19 protein-coding genes and 2 pseudogenes are annotated in these 22,943 nt (G+C 67.4%); 14 read left to right on the top strand and 7 right to left on the bottom strand.

From position 1 onward, the window contains the following. Positions 1-226: 226 nt before the first annotated feature. The 8 genes and pseudogenes from CFB35_RS17355 to CFB35_RS17385 all read left to right on the top strand — a co-directional run bounded on the left by CFB35_RS17355 (position 227) and on the right by CFB35_RS17385 (position 12,439). Positions 227-1,252 (top strand): hypothetical protein, encoded by a 1,026-nt coding sequence (locus tag CFB35_RS17355; RefSeq protein ID WP_089465316.1) that lies wholly within the window; start codon positions 227-229, stop codon positions 1,250-1,252. Between the two features lie 380 nt (positions 1,253-1,632). Then, positions 1,633-4,707: an ATP-binding protein gene (locus CFB35_RS17360; protein ID WP_089465756.1), complete on the top strand. Its 3,075-nt coding sequence runs from the start codon at positions 1,633-1,635 to the stop codon at positions 4,705-4,707. Positions 4,708-4,827: 120 nt separating this feature from the next. Then, a complete protein-coding gene (locus tag CFB35_RS17365) occupies positions 4,828-5,016 on the top strand; it encodes a hypothetical protein (RefSeq protein WP_081059181.1) in 189 nt (62 codons plus the stop codon). A 350-nt stretch (positions 5,017-5,366) separates the two neighbouring features. Beyond that, entirely contained in the window at positions 5,367-6,026 is a 660-nt protein-coding gene (locus CFB35_RS17370) for a response regulator (protein WP_089465317.1), read from the top strand. A gap of 98 nt (positions 6,027-6,124) precedes the next feature. After that, positions 6,125-6,355 (top strand): annotated as a pseudogene (locus tag CFB35_RS35365) (hypothetical protein); the annotation flags it as partial. After that, positions 6,340-9,345, top strand: coding sequence for an ATP-binding protein (locus tag CFB35_RS17375; protein ID WP_089465318.1), 3,006 nt, complete (start codon positions 6,340-6,342; stop codon positions 9,343-9,345). The pseudogene CFB35_RS35365 and the gene CFB35_RS17375, both read left to right, overlap by 16 nt. A 282-nt stretch (positions 9,346-9,627) precedes the next feature. Next, the gene (gene poxB / locus CFB35_RS17380) at positions 9,628-11,349 is read left to right on the top strand and encodes a ubiquinone-dependent pyruvate dehydrogenase (RefSeq protein WP_089465319.1); all 1,722 of its coding nucleotides are present in this window, start codon (positions 9,628-9,630) and stop codon (positions 11,347-11,349) included. 499 nt (positions 11,350-11,848) lie between these two features. Beyond that, complete coding sequence (locus CFB35_RS17385) at positions 11,849-12,439, top strand: class I SAM-dependent methyltransferase (RefSeq protein WP_089465320.1); 591 nt, start codon at positions 11,849-11,851, stop codon at positions 12,437-12,439. Between the two features lie 173 nt (positions 12,440-12,612). Here CFB35_RS17385 and CFB35_RS17390 read toward each other — a convergent pair whose 3' ends face one another. The 4 genes from CFB35_RS17390 to CFB35_RS17405 all read right to left on the bottom strand — a co-directional run bounded on the left by CFB35_RS17390 (position 12,613) and on the right by CFB35_RS17405 (position 16,007). Next, positions 12,613-13,752, bottom strand: coding sequence for an acyltransferase (locus tag CFB35_RS17390; RefSeq protein WP_089465321.1), 1,140 nt, complete (start codon positions 13,750-13,752; stop codon positions 12,613-12,615). Further along, a complete protein-coding gene (blaOXA, locus tag CFB35_RS17395) occupies positions 13,749-14,555 on the bottom strand; it encodes an OXA-1043 family class D beta-lactamase (RefSeq protein ID WP_089465322.1) in 807 nt (268 codons plus the stop codon). Before blaOXA ends, CFB35_RS17390 begins: the two co-directional genes overlap by 4 nt. Positions 14,556-14,898: 343 nt before the next feature. Then, complete coding sequence (locus CFB35_RS17400) at positions 14,899-15,252, bottom strand: hypothetical protein (RefSeq protein WP_089465323.1); 354 nt, start codon at positions 15,250-15,252, stop codon at positions 14,899-14,901. Beyond that, a complete protein-coding gene (locus tag CFB35_RS17405; RefSeq protein ID WP_226094110.1) occupies positions 15,249-16,007 on the bottom strand; it encodes a hypothetical protein in 759 nt (252 codons plus the stop codon). Before CFB35_RS17405 ends, CFB35_RS17400 begins: the two co-directional genes overlap by 4 nt. Positions 16,008-16,260: 253 nt before the next feature. On the opposite strand from CFB35_RS17405, the gene CFB35_RS17410 reads away from it, so the two are divergent. Both CFB35_RS17410 and CFB35_RS17415 read left to right on the top strand, forming a co-directional pair. After that, positions 16,261-16,611: a hypothetical protein gene (locus CFB35_RS17410; RefSeq protein WP_089465324.1), complete on the top strand. Its 351-nt coding sequence runs from the start codon at positions 16,261-16,263 to the stop codon at positions 16,609-16,611. Between the two features lie 128 nt (positions 16,612-16,739). After that, positions 16,740-17,312 carry a hypothetical protein gene (locus CFB35_RS17415; protein ID WP_059579673.1) on the top strand — a complete coding sequence of 191 codons (573 nt, stop codon included), beginning with the start codon at positions 16,740-16,742 and terminating at the stop codon, positions 17,310-17,312. A gap of 27 nt (positions 17,313-17,339) precedes the next feature. Here the strand turns inward: CFB35_RS17415 and CFB35_RS17420 are convergent, their stop codons facing one another. Further along, a complete protein-coding gene (locus CFB35_RS17420) occupies positions 17,340-18,215 on the bottom strand; it encodes a LysR family transcriptional regulator (protein ID WP_006485479.1) in 876 nt (291 codons plus the stop codon). Positions 18,216-18,376: 161 nt separating this feature from the next. On the opposite strand from CFB35_RS17420, the pseudogene CFB35_RS17425 reads away from it, so the two are divergent. From CFB35_RS17425 to CFB35_RS17435, 3 genes and pseudogenes are all read left to right on the top strand, one after another. Next, positions 18,377-19,265 (top strand): annotated as a pseudogene (locus CFB35_RS17425) (DUF3422 family protein). 34 nt (positions 19,266-19,299) lie between these two features. Further along, the gene (locus CFB35_RS17430; protein WP_059579677.1) at positions 19,300-19,503 is read left to right on the top strand and encodes a hypothetical protein; all 204 of its coding nucleotides are present in this window, start codon (positions 19,300-19,302) and stop codon (positions 19,501-19,503) included. Positions 19,504-19,611: 108 nt separating this feature from the next. Continuing rightward, positions 19,612-20,046 carry an N-acetyltransferase gene (locus CFB35_RS17435; RefSeq protein WP_059579681.1) on the top strand — a complete coding sequence of 145 codons (435 nt, stop codon included), beginning with the start codon at positions 19,612-19,614 and terminating at the stop codon, positions 20,044-20,046. A gap of 71 nt (positions 20,047-20,117) precedes the next feature. Here the strand turns inward: CFB35_RS17435 and CFB35_RS17440 are convergent, their stop codons facing one another. Continuing rightward, the gene (locus CFB35_RS17440; RefSeq protein WP_059579683.1) at positions 20,118-21,014 is read right to left on the bottom strand and encodes a LysR family transcriptional regulator; all 897 of its coding nucleotides are present in this window, start codon (positions 21,012-21,014) and stop codon (positions 20,118-20,120) included. A gap of 138 nt (positions 21,015-21,152) precedes the next feature. Between CFB35_RS17440 and tam the strand changes: the two genes are divergently transcribed. After that, positions 21,153-21,938, top strand: a complete 786-nt coding sequence (tam, locus tag CFB35_RS17445) for a trans-aconitate 2-methyltransferase (RefSeq protein WP_060011768.1) — start codon at positions 21,153-21,155, stop codon at positions 21,936-21,938. Between the two features lie 90 nt (positions 21,939-22,028). On the opposite strand, the gene CFB35_RS17450 is transcribed toward tam, so the two are convergent. After that, positions 22,029-22,913, bottom strand: a complete 885-nt coding sequence (locus tag CFB35_RS17450) for a helix-turn-helix transcriptional regulator (RefSeq protein WP_059579689.1) — start codon at positions 22,911-22,913, stop codon at positions 22,029-22,031. Between the last annotated feature and the right edge of the window lie 30 nt (positions 22,914-22,943).

Below are 22,943 nucleotides of genomic sequence, written 5' to 3' on the forward strand. Positions count from 1 at the left end.
GGAACAAGATGGTCGTCGCGCTGCGCAGCTACAAGGCGCAGGACGTGAAGGGCGGCCTGGGCCGCGGTGGCCAGCTTCAGGTCAACTGACGCTGACGGGCCGGCGGGATGCCGCCGGCCGCTTGTCGGGCCCCGATTCCTGATTCCTGATTCGTGATGGTCGGTGCGTGCGGTGTGATCCGCGCGTACGGGCGTCGTTCGTCCTGCTCGTTTGAAAGGTGATTCCGATGAAAGCCGTTGCACTGATCGCATTGACCTGCCTCGCGCTGACCGCTTGCGGCGGCGACGACAATTCATCGCCCGCGTCGTCCGGCGGTTCGGGGACGACCAACAACGGCGGCAGCGGCGGCAGCGGCGGCAGCGGCGGGACGGGCGGCGCGGGTTCCGGCGGCAACGGCGGCTCGGGCGGCTCGGGCGGCGGCACGCTGACCTGGCGCTACGAGGCGCAGCCTGTCGCGGCCGATCGGGCCAGTTTCCTGACGCTGGTCAACAACGAAGGCGCGAAGGGCTATCGTTATCTGGGCGACTACTTCTACGCTGCGGGCAATGGCGGCACGCAGTCGATCTTCGTGAATGACGGCACCGCGCAGACCTACACGTATCAGTTGCAGACGGCGCCGGCCGACATGACGTCCTTCGTCAATACGGCCAACGCGCAAGGGGCGAGCGGCTACCGCTACGAAGGGCCGCTCACGTACGGCGATCTCTATCGCAAGGACGGCGGCTCGTCGGCCACCTACACGTACACGACGACCGGGCTGCCGGCCGATGCGAACGCGTTCCTCACACAGGCGAACGGCCAGGGCCAGTCGGGCTACTGGTTCGTCGGCCCGCTGATGGTCGGGGCCGTGCAGGCGAACGTCTACATGAAGAACAACGCGTCGAACGCAACCTATACGTACGACGCGCTGGCGCCGACGTCGACGGTCGGCGACTTCATCGCGCAGGCCAACAGCGAAGGCGCGAAAGGCTACCGCGCGAAGGGCGCGATGGCGTTCGGCACGGCGATCTCGTGGGTCTACGTGAAGGACCAGACGCAGTCGCCGACCTTCACGTACCAGTCGGCCGCGATCCAGTCGACCGGCGCGAACTTCGTGCAGCAGGCGAACACGTTCGGCGCGCAGGGCTCGGCGTATCTGAGCGACATCGCGCTCGGCACCACCGTGCCGCCGGTGATGGCGTCGTTCTATTTCGCGCCGAAGAACTGCACGGGCTTCCTGTGCACGACGCTGAATCCGCTCACGCAGAACTGAGCGGGCGCGCCGCGCGGGGCGTTCATTCGAGAATGATCCGCGCGCACCTCATCGAGTGCCTCAGGTGCGACACGCGATGCGTGGGCGCATCTTTTGCCGCCGGCTTGCCGGCGGTATTTCGTTTCTGCGTACGCCGCGCTTTGCCGTTCTCCGCGTGACGCCGCGGCCCGGATCGGTCGAAATGTCGCGCCAAAGACTCGGTCAAGTTCAAAACAATTATTCAAATTATTCAGACGAGTACTAAAACGGCCTGACTCGACTGATTTCCCCCGAGTCGTTTGGCATGATCGGGACAACTCCATCCCTTTCATTCCATCGTGACGTCCGTCCGGGCCGAGCATCCGCTCACCGCCGAACCCGACGTGCCGTCGCGCCAGGCCATGCCGTACAGCACGCTTCAGTCCATTCGCCGCTATCAGAGCATTTCGATGTTCGGCGGCGCCATTGTCGTGACGATCCTGATTCTCGTCGCCTGCGGGCTCGGGATCGTGTCGATCGTATACGGCTATCTGGACGGCGAGCGGCGCAATTTCCTGAACGGCGTCGAGGAAACCGTCGACGAGATTCAGGTGAGCGAGACGTCGTTCCGCAACGGCGTCGCGAATACGCAGCTGATCTGGCGAGAGCTCGATGCGGCGCCGGCGTCCGTCGTCGACGCATTCTTCGCCGACGGCGAGAAACTCGCGATCAAGCCGTATCCGTCGCTGGTGGTCGGCGTGCCGGGCCAGACGACGCGGCGCGACGAGGTGGCGCGCTACCTCGCGCTGTCGTTCATGCTGTCGCGTATCTGCGCGGCGAGTTCGCTCAATCGCGGACGCACCTTGGAGGGTTACCACTACAGCACGCGCACGGGGCTGTTCGGTCTGGTGCCGCACCTGTCGGGCGACAACCCGGCGCTGGCCACGGCCGAGGCGCGCGCGCATGTGCTCGACGCGTTGCGCATCGATTTCACACCCACGCCCGAACTCGGCGCGGATGGTCGGCCGCACGTGCATTGGTTGCCGCCCTACGTCAACCCGGTGACGGGGCAGGCCCGCATCCGGATCGCCGCGCAGGCGCGCGCCGACGACCAGCCGTTCGCGGTGCTCGTGACGGAGTACGCGCCTGAATATCTGCTGTCGTGGCTGCAGGATCGCCACGCGGCGGGCGTTTTCTTCATCACGACCGCGGACAACCGGCTCATCACGATCGATCCCGGGGTCGAGCGCACGCCGGCGCTCGACGCGCGCCTGCTCGCGCTGGACGTCGCGCACGAGCACGCGGCGCCGGCCGAGGCGATGTTTCGCGACGGCACGATCGTGTTCCGCGGCCCGCTCGCCGCAACCGGCTGGACGATCGCCTATGCGCTGTCGCTGGCCGATGTCGCGGCCGCGATCGGCGTGCAGGCCGGGGCGCTCGTCGCGACGTCGCTGCTGGCGATCGCGGTGATGTGGCTGCTGCTGGTGCGTTTCTACCGGCGCATGCTCGTGCCCGTCTACGCGCGCTCGGCACGCGTGTTCGACAGCGAGGATCTGTGCCGCAGCGTGATCGGAATGGCGCCCGTCGGCATCGGGCTCGTGTCACGATCCGATCGCCGCGTGATACTGGCGAGCGACGTGCTGGCGCAGATGCTCGTGCCGTACGGCGGCGATCCGCAGGCGCTGGCGGCGCAGGTCCTCGCGCAATACGAGGGGTTCGTCGCGGACGAAGGCGCTGGCCGAACGATGACGACCGAACTCGTGCTCGACGCATCCGGCGCCGCGCCGCTGCATCTGGAGGTCATCGCGCACGGTGCGCGCTATCAAGGCGAGGACGTGATGATCGCGTCCTTCGCCGACACGAGTGCCCAGCGCCGGCTCGTGCATCAGCTCGAGGAAGCCGTGCGCGCGGCCGATTCGGCGAATGCCGCCAAGTCGTCGTTTCTCGCCGCGACGAGCCATGAGATCCGGACCCCGCTCAACGTGATCCTCGGCAACCTCGAATTGCTCGAGCGCACGGCGCTCGATGCATCGCAGCAGAGCCGCGTGCAGACGTTGCGCGCATCGGCGGAGGGCCTCCTCGCGATCGTCAGCGATATCCTCGATTTCTCGAAGATCGAGGCCGGCGCGATGTCGGTCGAGTCGATCGAGTTCGACGTGATCGCGGTGATCGAGCGCGAACTGGCGGCATTTTCCTCCGTCGCGAAGGCGAAGGGATTGCCGCTGTTCGCCGACATCGACGCGAGCGGCGCGCAGCGCATGCGCGGCGATCCGACGCGGCTCGCGCAGGTGGTCGGCAACCTGCTGGGCAACGCGATCAAGTTCACTCGCGAAGGCCGCGTCGTCGCCCGTGTGGTGGCGGGGCGAGGCACGGGCGGCGTACCGGAACTCGCGATCGGCATCGAGGACACGGGCATCGGCATCGATCCCGCGCAGCGGGCCCGGCTGTTCAAGCCGTTTTCCCAGGTCGACGCGTCGATCACGCGGCGCTATGGCGGCACGGGGCTCGGCCTCGCGCTGTGCGATCGGCTCGTCGCGGCGATGGGCGGGACGATTTCGGTCGACAGCGCGCCGGGCGTCGGCAGCCGGTTTACCGTTCGGTTGCCGCTGCGCATGGAGATTGCGCCGAAATCCCGGGCGGTGACAGGCGAGCGCCGGACACTGATCGTCGTGTCGCCCGACGATGCGTGGCGCGCGTTCGCCTTTCCGCATCTGCGTGCATGGGGTTTCGATGTCGCGATGCATCCGAGTCCGATCGGGATTGCCGCCGGGTGCCTCGAGCGTGCTCACGCGATCGTACTCTTCGGCGATTCGGAGCAGTGGCGGCGCGACGAGCTCGACAGTCTCGGCGGCGGTACGCCGGTCGTACTCGCGACACCGGACGGCCCGCTGCAGCCGAACGTCGCGGGCCGCACGATCCGCGTGTCGAGCTATTCGTTGAACGGGTTGTGCACGGCGATCGAGCAGGCGCGCGTCGCGACGGCCGAGCAGCGGCGGCCGCCGGCGCGGGAAGGGAGTGACGATCGGCCAGCGGGAAGTTCCGGCGCGCGTGTGCCTCGCGTGCTGGTTGCCGACGATGCGTCGGTCAACGGGTCGATTTTCCGCGAGCAGCTCGAGGTGCTCGGTTGCGCGGTCCGGTGCGTGTCGTCCGGCGGCGCCGCACTCGATACGCTCGCGAGCGGTGCGTGGGACGTGCTGCTGCTCGGCGCCGACCTGCCCGACATGTCGGCATGCGAACTCGCGGAAGCCGTCCATGCGCGCGCGTTGCCTTGCGACATGGTCGCGGTCGCATCGCATTTGACGCCCGAGGACGCGCGTCGTTACGCGGCGTCGAACGTCGACTGCGTGCTGACCAAGCCGGTGACGCTGGCCGACCTGCGTCGCAGCCTGGCCCGTATCGCACGACAGCGCGAGATACGGTTTCCCGCCGTCGCCGCGGACGAACGACCGGCGTCGAGAGCAGCCGTGGCTGCGACGGCGCACTGGCCGGGACGATAAAAATGAACGATACGACTGCGGCGTAGATCGCCCGTGTCCAAACTGGCAAGGCAGACACGCGGCATCGCCCGGATGCCGCGTGATTTCGATTGAACAAGGAGGGCGAAGGCCGTGCGCTATATGGGGAAGGTGTTCGGGCTGTTGCTTGGATTCGCGACGCTACCGGAGAAATCCAGACGGGATTTCCTCACGAGGCTGAACGAGTTCATGATGATGTCGCCGTCGCAGAAGCGGCGGGCGATCACCGAGTGGCAGCATGCTGCGGACGACAGGATGGATGAACCGGACAAGACCGTGGCCAGGCGTTAGGCAACGGGCCAAGGCGCTTTGCGGGACGGGATGGATCGACGGTGTGGGGGCCGTCGATCGGGTGTGCGTGGGCGTCCGATCGCCGAACGTGCGTGCCGTCGCGGCGCCGTGTTCCAGCCGGCGGCCGGCGCGTCGGCGGTGGCGTCGAAGCTCGACGGGCGCGGACCGGCGGAAGCGCCGCCCGTCCCGATTCTCGGTGGCGACGCCGAACCCGTCTATTATCCTAAAATTACGCTGCGCACCGCCCGGTTCGCTGAACGTCGCAATCCAACCGTTGCGAGATCGATTCGAATCCCGGCGCGTCGCGCAACATGGCACGTCGGGCCGCGTGTATCGGGAGAAGAATAAAGATGGATGAATTTTTTGTGCGAGTGATGGTGGCGGACGATCATCCGTCGTCCGCACTCGGGATGTCGCAGGCACTCGCGGGCAGCAGCACGATCAAGCTGCTCGGCACTGTCTCGAATTCGACCGATCTGGTGGCGATGCTCGACGAGCAGCAGAGCGACGTGCTCGTCGTCGATTACGTGATGCCGGGCGGCAAGTATGGCGACGGCCTCACGTTGTTGTCGTTTCTGCAGCGCCGCTATCCCGCGCTTCATCTCGTCACGATCACGATGATCGACAATCCCAGTGTGCTGCATGCGATCCAGCGGCAGGGCGTGGGGTGCATCCTCAGCAAGTCCGATGCGATTTCGCATCTGGTCGGCGCGGTTCACGCGGCCTATGTCGGCGCGAACTATCTGTCGCCGTTCGTCAAGCAGTTGCTCGAGGGCACCGAGAAATCGACGGGCACGCGTGCGCTGACGGCCCGCGAAATCGAGGTCGTGCGGCTTTACGGGGCCGGCATGACGGTCGGCGAGATCGCCATTCAGCTTCACCGGAGCAAGCAGACGATCAGCTCGCAGAAGTCGAGCGCGATGAAGAAGCTCGGCATCGTCCGCGACGCGGATCTGATCCGCTATGCAAGCGAGGGCCATCTGCCCGACATGCCTGCGACCGATGCGTAGACTAGCAACCGGCGGGCGGTAACCGTGACCCGGGCGGCGCGGGCGGCTGCACCGGCGCCGACGCGACTTCCACGACACCTGGAAAATCCAACAAAAGTATCGCTGCGCAGACCGCCCGTCGACGTGAGCCGCACGGCAGTGGCCTCGGACAAACCCGCTGGGGCGTCGTGCGCCCCTTTGCGTGGCTGCGCAACTTCGGGCGCTTGCGTATCCGGTTCGAACGCATCGCTGCCATACGCGAGGCGTTCATGAAAATCGCCGCTTGCATCATCTGCTGGCGGCAACTTCAAAAATCATTCTGCCAGCGTCTCTTATGCCCACCAAACTGAAAGCGCTGATTGCGCACGCTACCGCGCCAGGCCGCAAGCCGTTCGAGCCCGGGCGCGTGCGGCGCCAGCAGCAATGGCTGCTGTACGGAAGCGGTGTGGCGATCACGGTGTTCGTGCTGGTTTGCGCGGCACTTGTCGTGCGACTCGACCTGCAGGAATCGCTTACGCAGTACCGTTCGGAGTTTCTGGTGCGCAAGGCCGACCTGCTCACGGAGATGGAGGTGGTCAGGGCGCTGCAGAACCGCTATGTCGAGAACATCGAGTTGATCGCCAGGAACCGCACGGCCGTGGCGCCCGATACGCTCGGGCGCTTCGCCGACGATCGCGGCAGGCTGGTCGTCGTTGGCGAGGCGGGGCGGGTGGCCTTTGCCGCGTTCGCGGTCGCTTCGTCATCGCAGTCGGCAAAGGCCTACGCTCCGTGGCTGGGCAGGCTGCTCGCGCAGAGCGAGGTCACGGGCACCATGCCGGCACAACAGCCCGGCGATCCGGGAATGGGCGGATATCTGATCGATCCGGAAGGCAATTTCGTCATTGTCGCCGGGTATCCGTTGGTCAAGCAGGTGCTGGCGCTGCCCGCGGGCTTCGACATCAAGGCATTGATCCGGCAGTTGCAGCCGCCGCCCGAGTTCATATCGGCGGCGGCCGAATCGGATTACCGGAAGATCCTGCTGGACCGGCGACAAGACCCGCTCGTCGGGCGTTCGGTGTTGCGGTTCGTGCAGGCAGTACGCGACGCGCAGGGCAAGCCGATCGCCTGGTTTGCCCTTGTCACGCGACCTGCGATCGACGATTTTCTGCGTTCGTCGTCCGTCGGCAAGGATTACGCGCTGGTCGCCCCGGGCGCGCATGTCCTGACGGGGCGCGAAGCGGATCCGGCGCTGACTGCCCGCGCACTCGACTTTGCGCAAGGGGCGCGCGATGAAAGGGCGGCGCTCCATCGCGTCGGCATGAATATCGTCATCGGCGACCAGATGGCGGGGTTCCGCGCGGCGTTGATCGCGACCATCTCGTGGCGCAGCCTGTTCGACGACGTGGTTGCCCGCCTCGGAATCGCGATCGGTCTCGCGGTGCTGGCGATCGGCATGGTGTGGTTCGCGATCGTGATGTTCGACCGACGCGCGCTGCGCCCGATGAACCGTCGTGCAATCCGGCTGATCGAAAGCGAGGCGCTGAACCGCACGCTGATTCGCACGGCGCCGGCCGGGCTCATGCTGCTGTCGCTCGCCAACGGCGACACCATGGTGCGCAACGAGGCCGCGCAGGCATTTGACGACACCCGAACCGAGCCGCCGCTCGGCAAGCGCATCTGGCAGGCCTATCACGACAGTATGGCGGGTGGGCGGACGCCACGTGTCGTCACGCACGAATTGCCGGTCGGTCGCGCCGGCGACGGGACGGCCTTTCTCGCCGCGCACATCGTCCGTACGCGCTATCGCGGCGTCGATGTGTTGCTCTGTACGCTGACCGACATCACCGCGCACAAGCGGGTAGAGGGCATGCTGCGCGAGGCCCGGCAGGCGGCGGACGATGCGAACAAGGCGAAGTCGACGTTCCTCGCGACGATGAGCCACGAGATCCGCACGCCGCTGAACGCGATCGTCGGCAATCTGGAGTTGATGGAGCGCGCGCCGTTGCCGGCCGACGAGCGGCGACGCCTGCAGACGGTGATGTCGTCGTCGGATGCGTTGCTGCGCGTGATCAACGACGTGCTCGATCTGTCGAAGGTCGAATCGAACCAGATGGTGCTGGAGGCCGTGCCGTTCGATTTGCGTGCGGTTGTGCGCGACGTCGCGGCGATTTTCCGTCCGCTCGCCGCCGCCCGGCACCTCGCGCTCGAATGCAGGATCGATCCGCGACTGGCCGACGGTTATGTCGGCGACCCCACTCGCCTGCGTCAGATCGTGTCGAATCTCGTCAGCAACGCAATCAAGTTCACCGAGCGCGGCAGCGTGACGATCGAGGCGCGCCCGACGGGCGCCGACGGTCGAGCGCATGGCGTCGAGGTGGTGGTACGCGACACCGGTATCGGTATCGCGCCGGAGAGTCTGCCGACGTTGTTCGACGTGTATGTCCAGACCGATGCGTCGATCTACCGGCGCTTCGGCGGCACGGGGCTCGGCCTGCCGTTGTGCCGGCGCCTCGCGCGGCTGATGCATGGCGACCTGGCGGTCGAGACCCGGCCGGGCCAGGGCGCGACGTTCATCGTGTCGCTGCCGTTGCGCGACGCCCCGTCCGGATGGCGCGCCGAGTTCGACGAGACGGATTCCGCCGCGTCGTCGTTGCCCGCATACGCGGCGGGCGAGACTCCGCTGCGCGTGCTCGTTGCGGAGGATCATCCGGCGAGCCGCGCGCTGCTGCGCGATCAGCTCGATGCGCTGCACTGCGACGCCATGCTCGTCGCGAACGGTGTCGAGGCGATGCGCGCGTTCTTCGCGCATCCGTTCGACGTGGTGCTGACCGATCTCGGCATGCCGGAACTCGATGGCTTCGCGCTCGCGAACTTCCTGCGCGAGCAGGGCGCGAAGGTGCCGGTGATCGCGATGACCGCGCATGCGACCGAGGAGGATCGGCGGCGCTGCGCGCAGACCGGCGTCGCGGAGGTCGTGCTCAAGCCGCTGTCGATCGATGCGCTCGGCGCGGTGTTGCGGCGCCACGGAGGACGCGGCGCGGCGGCGTCGCATCAGGCCGATCGTGCCGCCCGGCCGGTGCCGCCCATGACGAACGAGATACGCGAAAAATTGCGTGCCTCGACGCTGCACTCGCTGGCGACGATCGATGCCGCGTTGCCGCACGGGGACGTCGCATGCCTCCGCGGCGAACTGCATTCGATGCGAGGCGGTTTCGCGCTGGCCGGCGATGCGGAGTCGAGCGAAGCATGCGCGAAAGGCGAGCGCATGCTGGCTGCGGGCGGTCTCGACGCGCTCAAGCGGGAATGGCCGGAGATACGCGCGGCGATGGAGGCCGCGCTGGCGAGATTGGCCGGCATCTGAACCGAATGGCGCCGCGCCGGGCTGCGCCTCCTGCGCCCGCACTTCGTCCGCGAAACCGATGAAGCCGAGCCCGCCGAGCGGATGCGCGTTCATGGTGCTCGCGGAGATCCTGTCCACGCACGCGTTGCCGCTGTCGCGCGGCGTGACGGCCGGTTTCGCGCGGGTGTTCCGCGCGCAACGGGCCGCGATTGCACCGATCAGACGTCAGTTTGCGTCCTTGACTATCATGCGCCCATGCGGGGCAGATGCCGCATATCGCGATAACCTAACTGTGAGGGCATCATGGCAAGACAGACGATGGCGGAATACCTGGCGAAGACGCTGGCGGCAGCGGGCGTCGAGCGCATCTGGGGCGTGACGGGCGACAGCCTGAACGGCCTGTCGTTCAGCCTGAGCCAGATCGGCTCGATTCGCTGGATGCATACGCGGCACGAGGAAAGCGCGGCGTTCGCGGCCGGCGCGGATGCCGCGTCGACCGGGCGGCTCGCCGTTTGCGCGGGCAGCTGCGGCCCCGGCAACCTGCACCTGATCAACGGCCTGTACGACTGCCACCGCAATCACCAGCCGGTGCTCGCGATCGCCGCGCACATCCCGTCGACAGAGATCGGCCTCGGCTATTTCCAGGAAACCCATCCGCAGGATCTGTTTCGCGAGTGCAGCCACTTCGCCGAACTCGTGACGAACGCGTCGCAGTTTCCGCGCGTGCTGGCGCGGGCGATGCGCACCGCGATCGAGGAACGCGGCGTCGCGGTGATCGTGCTGCCGGGCGACATCGCGCTCGGCGACGGCCCCGACGAGGCGCCTGTCTGGAGCGAATCGGCACCGCCGTCCATCGTGCCGGCCGATGCCGATCTCGACCGGCTCGCGGCGCTGCTCAACGGGTCCGACGCCGTCACGCTGCTGTGCGGCAGCGGCACGCAGGGCGCGCACGACGAAGTGGTCGCGCTGGCCGACACGCTCGGCGCGCCGGTCGTGCATGCGCTGCGCGGCAAGCAATTCGTCGAATGGGACAACCCGTTCGACGTCGGGATGACGGGGCTGATCGGTTTCAGCTCCGGCTATCACGCGATGGAATCGTGCGACACGCTGCTGATGCTCGGCACGGATTTCCCGTACCGGCCGTTCTATCCGGCGAACGCGAAGGTCGTGCAGATCGACTGGAAAGGCTCGCAGCTCGGCCACCGCGCGCCGCTCGCGCTCGGGCTCGTCGGCACGGTGAAGGAGACGATCGCGGCGTTGCTGCCGCGCTTGACGCGCAAGACGGAGCGGCGCTTCCTCGAGAATGCGCTGAAGCACTATGCGGCCGCGCGCAAGGGGCTCGACGATCTCGCGGTGGCCGAGCCGCCGGGCCGCGCGATTCATCCGCAGTACCTGACGAAGATCATCGACGAAGTCGCGGCCGACGATGCGATCTTCACGGCCGACGTCGGCACGCCGACGCTGTGGGCGGCGCGCTACCTGACGATGAACGGCAAGCGGCAACTGCACGGCTCGTTCAACCACGGGTCGATGGCGAATGCGATGCCGCAGGCGCTCGGCGCGCAGGGCGCGCATCCGGGGCGGCAGGTCGTGTCGCTGTCGGGCGACGGCGGGCTGTCGATGCTGCTCGGCGATCTGCTGAGCGCCCGCCAGCTCAAGCTGCCGATCAAGATCGTCGTGTACAACAACAGCCTGCTCGGCTTCGTGTCGATGGAGCTGAAGGCGGCCGGCTATCTCGACACGAACGTCGACCTGAGCCCGACCGACTTCGCGGCGATCGCGAAAGGCGCCGGCATTTTCAGCGTGCGCGTCGAGCATTCGGAGAACGTCGAGCACGCGTTGCGTACGGCATTCGCGCATGACGGGCCGGCGGTGGTCGACGTCGTCACGTCGAAGTACGAGCTCGCGATGCCGCCGAAGATCGAGCTCGCGCATGCGAAGGGCTTCAGCCTGTTCATGCTGCGCGCGATCCTCAGCGGGCGCGGCGACGAGATCGTCGAACTCGCGAGAACCAACTTGCGGTGACGTGTGCTGCGCGTCGTGCAATCAGCATGGCGCGCGGTGCACAGCGCCGGCAGTGCCGCCTGCTCGCACATGGCATCGAAGACCACCGTCGACGCCATCGGCGGGTGGGGCGCGGGCGAATGGTACTCCGCGTCAATGTCCAGACCCCATTTCGGCCGCCACCACGAGGTCGCTGGCCGACGGTCTCGCCGCGATGGAGAGACGACGCTGCCGCAGGTTGGGATCGTCGGCGAGCGTTGCGCCGCGCGCTTGCCGCGGCGCGTCGATCGCCGACCGTGGAACGGGCGGCCGGTCGGGCACGAATTGGTCAGGCGAATCAGGGTCAATCTTCACGTCGCCTTAAGTTTGCGTTTCCTAGAATCGATTGATCGTCGCGCGTCCTGCGGCGGACAGATTCGCCGAGGAGGATACGCATGAACCTTGTCCGTGTCGCCGTCACCCTGTTCCGCGCAGTCGTCGGCACGCCGCGGCTGACCGCACAAGCGCTGGAGGCGCGCCTATGACGTGGCCGAACGCGTGGCGTGTCTCGGCACTGTTCGTGCGCGAGTGGGTCGGCCGGCCGGCCTCGGTCGGTGCGTTGTGCCCGAGTTCGCGGCATCTGGCGCGCGAGATGGCCGACGCGGTGCCGGGCGGCGACGGGCTGGTCGTCGAGCTCGGCGGAGGCACTGGCGCGGTCACCGCGGCGCTGCTCGAACGCGGCGTCGCGCCGCGGCGCCTCGTCGTGGTCGAACGCTCGCCGGCGTTCGTGCAGCATCTGCGGCGTCGCTTTCCCGGCATCTCGATCGTGTCGGGCGACGCGCGGCAGCTCGAGCGGCTGCTGCCGCCGGGCGCCACGGTCGACGCGATCGTGTCGTGCCTGCCGCTGCGCACGCTGCCGCGTGTGGACGTGGCGGCGATCCTCGGTCAATGTCAACGCGTGCTGTCGGCCGACGGCGTGATGATTCAGTTCACGTACGATCTGCGCCCGCCCGGCCGTCATCTGCTCGGCGATCCGGGATTCGTCGCGTGCGACAGCCGGATCGTCTGGGCCAATCTGCCGCCGGCACGCATCGTGACCGTGCGCTGCGCCGCCGCCGAATACGCCGGCTGAGCTGGCCGCGGCGCGCTGCCGCATCCTAGCAGCGGCCATACCGACTCTTCCAGATTCCATCCATCGTGCCGTCATGTCCGATTCTTGCCGCTGGATGGGTCGACGCGTCGTGAGCAATGCTTGCGATCAGGTCGCCGGTGTCGTGTCGGCGATACTGGCGATATGGTCACGCGCTAGACACGCGCGCTGTCCGTTACCTGCACCCCGGGCCGCGACGCGACCCGCTTGATGAAGCGATCGAGCGGCGTCGCGTAGCCGCGTGCGATGACCGCGCTCACGCCGGCCGACAGCGCCAGATAGGTGACGAGCAGCGCCAGCTTGCCGTTGCCGTGCGTGGCAGACGGCGGCCAGAACGTGCGCAGCGCGCCGAGCACGATCAGGTGGAACAGATACAGCTCATAGCTGAGCCGGCCGCTCGAGCGCAGCGGCGCGAGCGTGCGACCGCGAGCGGCGCCGCGTTCCGCATGCGCGCCGATCAGCAGTATGGCCGTGCCGAGCGCCATCGCGGACACGCCGAACACATGGCTTTCGGCGATCGGCCACGCGAGATAGAGCGCGGTCATCAGTGCGGCGGCGAGCCATTGCACGGGCGCGGCCGCAAGCTTCTGCCATCGCGCGCGTGCGGCCAGCAGCGCGGTGCAGCAGCCGATCGCGATGCCGTCGAAGCATGCGAAGTACGCGTACAGGAACCCGCCTTCGTCACCCTGGTGCGTGTAGCGGTACACGGGACCGATCGCGGCAATCAGCAGCCAGAACGCGAACAACCGCGTGTCGCGACGCAGCGCGATGCACAGCAGCGGGAACGACAGGTAGAACACCTCTTCGACCGACAGCGACCATAGCACGCCGAGCGCGTAATTGACCCATCCGTACGCGCCGATCAGCACGTTCATCCAGAACGTGAGCGACGCCAGATTCACGAGCCAGTACGACACGGCGATGCCCTGCGGCGCATGGTTCGTGAAGATCGGCACGCCGGCCGCCGCGAGACCGTTGACGAGCGCGAGCAGCAGAAGCAGGCATGGGACGATCCGGGCGACCCGTGACACGTAGAACGCGCGCACGTCGAGCGCGCCGAGGCTGCCCCAGCGGCGGCGCGCGTTCGACGTGATCAGGTAGCCCGAGATCGTGAAGAACATCGTCACGCCGTAGTTGCCATTGCGCACGATCGCATGGATCGTGTCCCAGCCGAGCACGCGCGCGAGCGCGGTGTCGCGCAGCGAATACGCGATGTTGAAGTGATGCAGCAGGACGAGCAGGATCGAGACGCCGCGCAGCAGGTCGATGCGGGCGTTGCGGGGGGCGGTGCTCATTGCGGCCGGGCCGGTTCGGCAAGCGTCGGCAGCGCCGCGAGGAACGTGTCGCGCGAGCGCAGGCCGGCATTCGGCGTCTGCCGCTCGTCGTCCTGGATCAGGTTCGCGAACACCAGCGTGCGCGCACCCTTCGTCGCCCAGCCGACAAACCAGCCGTATGCGTGCGCGGCATCGTACTTGATACCCGGCGAGCCGGTGCCGGTCTTGCCGTGCACCGTCCAGCCGCCCGGTTGCGTGTCGATCAGCGTGATGCGTGCGGTCATGTCGTACGCGTGCGCGCTGACGGGCAGCGTCCGTCGTGCGATCCCGCGCATGAACGCGACTTGTTCGAGCGGCGAGATGCGTAGCGACGAATTGACCCACGCGCCCATCACGCCGGGGCGTTCGCCGTCGTTGCTGGTGACGTCGGCGTTGCCGTAGCCGAACGCGCTCGTGTACTGCTGGAAGCGTACCTGCCCGAGCGCCTGCGCGACCTGCTGCGAATACCAGAAGATCGACAGCTTCATCCAGCGTGCCGGGTCGGTCGGCTCGCGCCACGGCGCACCGCCCCAGGCGGGGTAGCCGGTGTGGAAATCGAGCGTGGGCGTGTGCTCGTCCTTCAGCACGCCGGCGTCGAAGCCCATCAAGCTGATTGCGACCTTGAACGTCGATGCAGGCGTCACGCGGGTCGTGCAGTCGCCCTGCTGCACGAGCACCGTGCCGGTGTCGGCGTCGGCGACGACGGTGCAAACGGGATGGGCGTGAGACGGCGCGGCGGCCGCGAGGCCGGCGAAGGCGAACAGCGCATGGCGCCAGGGCTTCAAGTGCAACTCCTTGGAAAGCGTGCGGAAGGTGCGCGGGGCGGGCGGGAAGCGGGAGGGCCGTGCGCAATCGAAGCCGACGGCCGGCATGGGTGAGCACGATCGAGGCCGTCGGGGTGGCTCACAGTGTATCGGCGGATCGCCGACTGTCGACCTGTCATGGTTGACGGGGCGCGCATGGCGACCCTCGCCGGGTCCAGCGGCTCGTGTCGATCACACGCATTGTCACGCCGATGAAAGGCTCGCGGCCGGCCTGTGCCTGCGGGCGGACAAAGACACCTCGCGCAGACCGGCGCGGTTGTCGCATGGTGGCAGGGGGAGGCGGCTGCCCGGGGCCTGCGACGCGTTACAGGTCCGGATCCAACCCGAAGTGCAGGAGCGTTTCCCGGCGGCAACGCGCTTCGGCGTCGGCTATCGAGATGACGCTCAGCGTGCTCTTCGACCGGTCGATCGGCCCCACGTCGAAGACTTTTCGTTGCGGTGGCGCGGGCGAGTGGAGGGCCGGCAGTGTATCGGGCGCGACGGTAGCCGTATTTGACGCCTGCGAGTGTCCGTCATGACGTTCGTGCGTGATGAGCGCGTCGATGAACTGCTTGAACTGCGAGAAGCGAATGGGAAGATGGGTGTTCGGCGCGCGACCGCGTCCGGCCGTGGGCTTCACGATCCGAAAGCCGGCAATTGGACGGTGTTTCCGAGTCATCCGTATATCCCTTTTTCGATCAGGTATCGTTGCAGTGCCAGTACTGACGCGCCATGAGGCGCAACGTTGAATGTCATCACGCGATGCGATCCGGCCGCCCGCCAGAAGTCTCGTCCGGATCGCGTCGCGTAAAGCGCATGCAGAGACCGAAGCGATCCGTCGGCCAAGCCGACCGGATATCCCTGGAAGTACTGGAACAGTGCAGCCTCGTCGCCATGCGTGCCGGGAATGGGCGCATCGAAACCAAACCGCGGCCACGCGTAATATCCGCAGAGCCGAGGCCCGCCGGGTTCGGGTGGTGCTTTGCGGCCGCCTATTGCGAATGCGCTGATCCGCGCGATCTTCAACCTATCACATGCCCTGACGATTCGCCACAGCATCGCCGCGCCGAGCCCGACGACAGCGTTATCGACGAGATCGATGATCCCAAGTTCCAGTATGGACGCTTCGTGGGTTTGAAGCACGGATACGCGGTTCTCGGATCGGATGAGTCCTGGATGCGTCACGGAGAACGTCAGTCGATTCGTGCTATCGAGATACACCTGAACGTCCGACCCGGCAGGCGCACCACACAGCGAAACCAGCAGTTCGTCCGGCACGTCGCCGTCCACGCCGACGCACGCGGCGATATCCAGATCGTTTCGATCGACCGTGAGCCGATCGTCGAAGTACATCGTCTCGTATGGCAGGACGTGACTGAGATCGACACGCTGAACGGTCATGGCTGCGGGCGACGAGTGGAAAGCGCCCAGCATATCGCCGCGCCCCCGGCGGGCCGAGTCCGCCAAACGGCCGATCGGATGTCGACTCGATTGCCCGTCGTATCCGCCTTGCCCCTGTCGAACGTCGGCAGCGCCACGCGGCAGGTCGGCTCGTAAAACAGCAGGATCCGTCCGCCGCGCGGCATGCCGTTTTTTGCACGACCGCCCCGTTTTTTTGCACGGCTTTTATACGGTCGCTTCTAAGCTGGGGACGTGTCGAACAGCCGGGACGGCTTCCGTCCACGCCATGACCTTCATTCATCCCTTTCCCGCGCTCGATGTCGCCAGCCGCCGGTTACGCGCCGGCGCACCCGACGACGTCGCACCGTTTCCGCCGCCGCGCCCGCGCCTGCAACTGCCCGTCACGCTGACGGCCGACTCCGCCGAGGCCGCGCACGCCCGGCTCGCCGGGTTGCTGCATTCCCCGCTCGGTGTGTATGTCGTCAGCGCGCGCGCCGTGCGCAACGTGATCCACGTGCATGTCGACATCGCACCGGAAGACCTGGATTTCACGCTGCACACGCTGATCGCGCAGCAAGTCGACGCGGTGATCGGGCCGGTCGCGCGCCGGTTGCGCGTTCTGCCCGCCGCCCGCTGAGCCGGGAACGCCGATTGCTCGGTTAATCCGCCGCCGATTCGCCGGCCGGCGTGCTGTCCGCCGGCTGGCAACGGCGGCCGTTTGTGCGCTGCGTCGAACGCGGCGCTACCCCTGAACAGGGAGGGCCCATGTACCTTACGGAAGAAGTGCGTATCGCGCGCCCGGCCGCCCGCCGCGCGCACGCCGCGGCGTTGCCGTCGGGCAGGCAGCTTGCCCGGCAATTGATGGTGACGGTTCGCGCGGCGGACGTGCTGCTGCGCCAGGCGATTCGCGTGCCCGATCGGCATCAGTGGTCGGTCGACGCCGAGCGCGTCGATGCGGCCGGCGGGCCGCTCGCCGCGTGGGATTCCCACGTGACGTTCCGCATTGTCAAGTCACTCGCACCGGCGTTCGATGCGGACGGGGATGCGAATGCGGCCGACCCCGATCAAGTCGCGGTCGAGATCCGGTTGTTTCTTCCCGAACAGGCTTATGTAGCCGAGCGGCGCATCGGCATCTTCGGCCGGCGACACGGCCAGCGGTTCAGCGCGACGCTGTCGGTCACGGCCGGCTCGCAGTGGGGCGGCCGGCGCGGCGAGCATGTTCCGCCGGCAGGGCGGCACGTGCACGGCGACACGCTCGAAGCGCTCGTGGACACGGTGGCCGGCATCGTCAACGCGGCGTTGCGCGCGGCCGGACATGGCGCGACGGGCCACGGGTGAGCCCGCGGCGAGCGAGCGCCGGCGGGCTCAGGCGTCGCCGGTCTGCCCGGTCTGCCGTTGCAGGTCTTCCATCAACTGTTCCGCGAGGAAGTCGCACGGCGGCCGTTTCGACTTGGTGCTGCGCGCGAGGATCAGCTCGAGCGGCGGGAGATCGGGCAGCCCGTGCGAGCGGCCGAGCATCGACAGTTGCGCGGGAATCGCGCAGCGCGCGAGCGGCGCGACCGCGAGGCCGGCCTCCACCATGCTGAGCAGCCCGAGCAGGCTCGGGCTTTCATACGACGTGCGGTACGGTACCTTCGCGCGTTCGAGGCTGCGGATGGCGTTCTCGCGCGCGACGCTGCCCGGCATGAACACCGCGATGGGCAGCGGCCGCTCCTCCCACACGCGCGGCCCGTTCGTCATCGCGGCCCACGCCATCGGCTCGTGGCGGATGAAATCGCCCGACAGCCCCTTGATGCGCGTCCCGCACACGAGATCGACGGTGCCCTCCTTGATCAGCGGCGCGAGCGCGCTGCTCGGCAGCCCCATCACCTGAATCTCGACCTTCGGGTAGGTCGCGGAGAATTTCTTCAGCACCGATGGCAGCAGCGACGACGCATAGTCGTCCGGCACGCCGATCACGACCTTGCCGGTCACTTCCGGCCGCACCACGGCCGCCCATGCCTCGTCACGCAGCGCCAGCATTCGTCTGGCGAATCCGAGCAGCACCTCGCCTTCGCGCGTCAGCACGATGCTGCGCGGCTTGCGCACGAACAGCGGCCGGCCGATCGCGTCTTCCAGGCTCTTGATCTGCATGCTCACGGCCGACTGCGAGCGGTTCACGGCCTCGGCCGCGCGGGTCATGTTGCCGGTTTCCGCGACGGCGACGACGGTGGCCAGCACGTCGTGATCGAGCATCTTCATGGGGTATCAGGAAAACTGAACGTAACGATCAGCATTATGCGTTTTTATTGTTGCTGTGTGTCTGCCATAGTGCGATCACGCTGGCGTTTCGCCCGAGTGCGGCGCGGCGGTCGGCCGGTCGATCCGGCGTGCGGGACCGAACAGGGAAGCGTGGTGAATCGATGATGGACCATCCGTTGCGCGCCGCACTGGCCGCGGAATTGCATGCGCGGCCGTTCCTGCGGCTCGCCGAAGCCGTATCGCTCACGCATTACGCGATCTATGCGGACGGCCAGCCCGACATTCACGAAACGCTGCTGCACGCGCTGTGCCGCGACACGGGAATCGACGCGCCGCATGAAGGCGCGACGCACTACGCGGTGCAGTCGCCGTGCGGCTGGCACCTGAAGTGGGAGCGTCACACCGAATTCTCGACCTTCACGTTCGTCGCGCCGCGTCGCGACACCGGTTATTTCGACGATCTCGCGATCGCCGGCATTCCGGCCGCGTGGTTCGCGCGGCTGGCCGGCATCCGCTTCGTCGCGGTGCGGATGGAGCTGCTGTCCGGCGACGCCGCGCGGCGCGTGTGCGGCGACCTGCGGCGCTGGATCGACGGGCCCGCGCTCGTCGGCAGCCGCGTGCTCGGCGGCGGCAAGGTGTTCTGCGACTGGCACGTGCGCGACGACGGCTTCATGCGCTTTCTCGTCGTCGACGAGGATTTCCGCGAGGAGCAGGGCGGCCGGCTGTTGCAGCGTCTGTACGAAATCGAAACGTACCGGATGATGGCGCTGCTCGCGTTGCCCGTCGCGCGCCGGATGAGTCGCGAGCTCGACGAGATCCACGCGGCGCTGCACGCGCTGATGCAGCGAATGGCTCGCGACGGCGGCGTTCAAGGCGCTGCACGTGATGAACCTGCCGGTCGATCCCGAACTGGCGGAAGGGCTGCTGATCGCGCCGGTCGTGTTCGCGGTGATCCACATCACGCGACGCACGCGTGCGCAGCTTGCGCGTTCGGAGGCGGCGCATGACGGTGCGCCCGTGCATGCGGCGGCGTTGAAGCGGGCCAGCTAAAACATCAACGACCTATCAAGGCAAAGGAGTGGAGATGACTTTTTCGCAGAAGCAAGCGGCGTTCTATAGCGGTTTCGATGCCGCGTTCGACGAGCCGGCCGCGGATGACGCGGGTATGCCGGAAGAAATGCGCGTGACGTCGTATCAGGCCGTGCTGCAGGAACCGATGACGTCGCTCGTCGGGAATACGCTCGACCGGCCGGAGGTCGCGGCGGTGGCGATTCTCGGGTACAACTGACGCGCGTTTCGTTCGCCGCGATCGTTGTGACCTGACGCGCTATAGTCGTGCGATATCCGCCGCGTGTGCTGCGCAGCCGGCGGCCTATTCACGTACGCGTTCGCTTCGATGACAACCCATCCCGACGTCACCCTTCAACTGACCGACACCGAGCAGCCGGCCGCGCGAGACTTCATCAGCCGCAAACTCGGCGAATTCAACCATGCGTTGACGGGGCGTGCCGATGCGGCGGCGCTCGATGTCTACGTGACCGATCCCGCGACCGGCGACGTGTTGGGCGGCCTCACCGGCCGGACGTCGCTGGGCCTGTTCTTCATCGACCTGTTCTATCTGCCCGAATCGCTGCGCGGCGGCGGCTTCGGCAGCCGGCTGCTACGCGAGGCCGAAGCGGAAGCGAAGCGACGCGGGTGCGCGCGTGCGGTGCTGTACACGATCTCGTTCCAGGCACCGGACTTCTACCGGAAGCACGGTTACGAGACGTTCGGCGAAGTGCCGTGCGAGCCGGAAGGCGCGGCGCGCGTGTTCATGGTCAAGGTGCTCTGAGCGTGAAGGAGCGGCAACGGGCCGCTTCCTGACATCTCGTGACGCACCGGTCGCCCCGCATCGCTCACGGATCATCGCCCGGGCGCCGCCCGCTCGACGATCATGTCGTACAGCGCGCGTGCCGCGGGTGACAGTTGTGCGTTCCGGCGCATGACGAGCACGAGCGTGCGCGACACCGACGGCTCGACGAGCTCGATCGTGCGGATCATCGGATACGCATTCTTCTGGATCGCGAGCTTCGGCACGACAGCCGCGCCAAGCCCTTGCGCGACGAGCCCGAGCGCGGTCGAACTGCGCTGCACCTCGTAGAACGAATGCAGCGATACGCCGCTCGTTTTCAGCGCGCCTTCGAGCAGCCCGCGATTGCCGCTCACTTCGCCGGCGAAGATCAGCGGATGCGGCTGCAGCGCTGCCCAGCGAATGCGACGCCGCTTCGCGAGCGGGTGATCGTCGCGGCACACGAGTACGTAAGGGTCATGCGTGAGCGGCACGCTGACGAGTTCCGGGTGCTGGTCGCCGGCGATGCCGATGCCGAATTCCGCCTCGCGCCGCAGCACGGCCTGCAGCACCGACGCCGACGCGTGATCGAGAATCTTCACGCGATCGTGCGGCCGGTGCCCGGAAAACGCGCGCAGGATGCGCGGCAGGTACTGCACGCCGACCGTCGGCACGCACGCGATCGTGACGTCGCCGCGCTGGCTCAGGCCTGTCTCGCGGATTTCGGTCAGCGCATCGGAGAGCTCGTTCAGCAGCCGGCGCGCCTGCGGCAGGAAACGCCGGCCGATCTCGGTCAGCGTGGTGCGGCGCGTCGTGCGTTCGACCAGCGCGACGCCGAGATACGCCTCGAGCTTGCGCAGCCGCTGCGTGATCGCCGTTTGCGTGACATGGAGCGTATCGGCAGCCTGCCTGAAGCTGCCGCCGTCGGCAATCGCGACGAAAGCCTGGACACCGAGCGTATCGATTTTCATCAGAATTTTGAATCAATCACGATATTAAATTCATTTTACTGAAGGCCGGCGGCAGTCGCAGAATGCGCTGGACCGATGGCCAGCCGCTTCCCCCGCGCGGATGCGCGGCGGCCGCTCATGCCGACAAGGAGATCTATCGTGACGACCCCGCTCGATCAATACGCGAATCAGTACGTGCAGTTCGAGGACGAACGGACACGGCCGGTGCGCGACCTGCTGGCCGCCGTGCCGAACACACCGATCCATACGGCGATCGATATCGGCTGCGGGCCCGGCAATTCGACGGAAGCGCTGATCGCGCGCGCGCCGGACGCGACGATCCACGGGATCGATGCGTCGGCGGACATGATCGCGGCCGCGCGCAAGCGCCTGCCGGCGCTGCGTTTCGACGTGGCCGATGTTTCCACCTGGGACGATCCGGGCGGCTATGACCTGATCCTGTCGAACGCGGTGCTGCAATGGGTGCCCGCGCACGACGCGCTGTTCCCGATGCTCGTCGGCCGGCTCGCGCCGGGCGGCCATCTCGCGGTGCAGATGCCCGACAATCTCGACGAACCTGCGCACCGGCTGATGCGCGAAGTCGCGGCGGCCGGGCCGTGGGCCGACAAGCTGAAAGGCGCGGCGCGCACCGAGCGGTTCGATGCGCGTTATTACCATGCGCTGCTCGCGCCGCTGTGCTCGCGCGTGGACGTGTGGCGTACGACCTATTACCACCCGCTGCGCGGCGGCGCGGATGCGGTCGTCGAATGGTTCAAGGGCAGCGCGCTGCGGCCGTTTCTCGCGGCGCTCGACGCGTCCGAACAGCGCGCGTTTCTCGCGCGCTATCGCGACGCGCTGGCCGGACCGGACGGTTATCCGGCGCAAGGCGACGGCACGGTGCTGCTGCCGTTTCCGCGCCTGTTCATCGTGGCGACGCGCAAGTAACGCGGCAACGACGCGGCATCGATGAGACCGATGGCCGTGCGTCAGCGCACCGCCTGCAGCGATGCCGGGACGCCGATGCGGTGGCGCAGGTCAGCGCAAGATGGCCGGCGGCGCGCCGCCGTCGCGCGCTTCGGCGGCGGGGCGCGCGGCGGTGGCCGAACCCCACGCGGCGAGTTCGCGCTTCGTGCGTACGCCGAGCTTCGCGAAAGCACGCTTCACGTAAGACTCGGCCGACGCGACCCGCACGCCGAGAATCCCGGCGGTTTCCGGCACGGTCTTGCCGGAGAGCAGGTGCTTGCAGGTTTCGTATTCGCGCTTCGACAGCTTCACGCCGTCGGCCGCGAGCCGCGCATCGAATTGCGCGAGCGGATGGACGTCGGGCGTCGCGTGCGCGATGCGCCGCGCGGCGGTGGTCGACGCATGCAGTTCGAGCAGCGGGAACAGCATGTCGCTGATGCTGCGGAAGCGGTTCATCTCGGCGAGCGTGAACGGCGGGCGGTCGCGGCCGCGCTCCAGCGCGATCGAATGCTGCGAATAGCGCGTGCCGCGTGCGAGCACGCATTCATGCCCGATATGCACGTCGTCGAACAGGCGCTGGCGGAATTCGCCGGGCGGGATCGCCGCGACGTCGCGCACGACGAGCATCGTGCCCGTCTTGCCGCGCAGCCCCGCGAACAGCGGGTCGGCGTCGAGAAAGCGCTCGTAGTAGAGCGTCATCACGTCGGAGATTCCGGTGGACGCGGCGCCGATGCCGCTGCTGCCGATCCATTCGCAACGGTAGCCGGTCGGCATCGTCGCGTCGACGCGCGAACGTTCGACGTGCGCGACGTCGAGCGGCACGACATCGTTCAGCAATTGCGTGAGCCGCGGCACGAAGTGCGGCGTGCCGACCGTCTCGATCAGCTCGCCCAATGCCTTGAACGACACGTTGAAGCGGTCGTTGTCGCGGTGGAAGGAATTCACGTTGAGCAGCATGCGGTTCCGAAGGGCCTGTTCCGCCCATGA

Source organism: Burkholderia sp. AU16482 (assembly GCF_002223285.1).
In the GTDB taxonomy this organism is placed as follows: Bacteria; Pseudomonadota; Gammaproteobacteria; order Burkholderiales; family Burkholderiaceae; genus Burkholderia; species Burkholderia semiarida.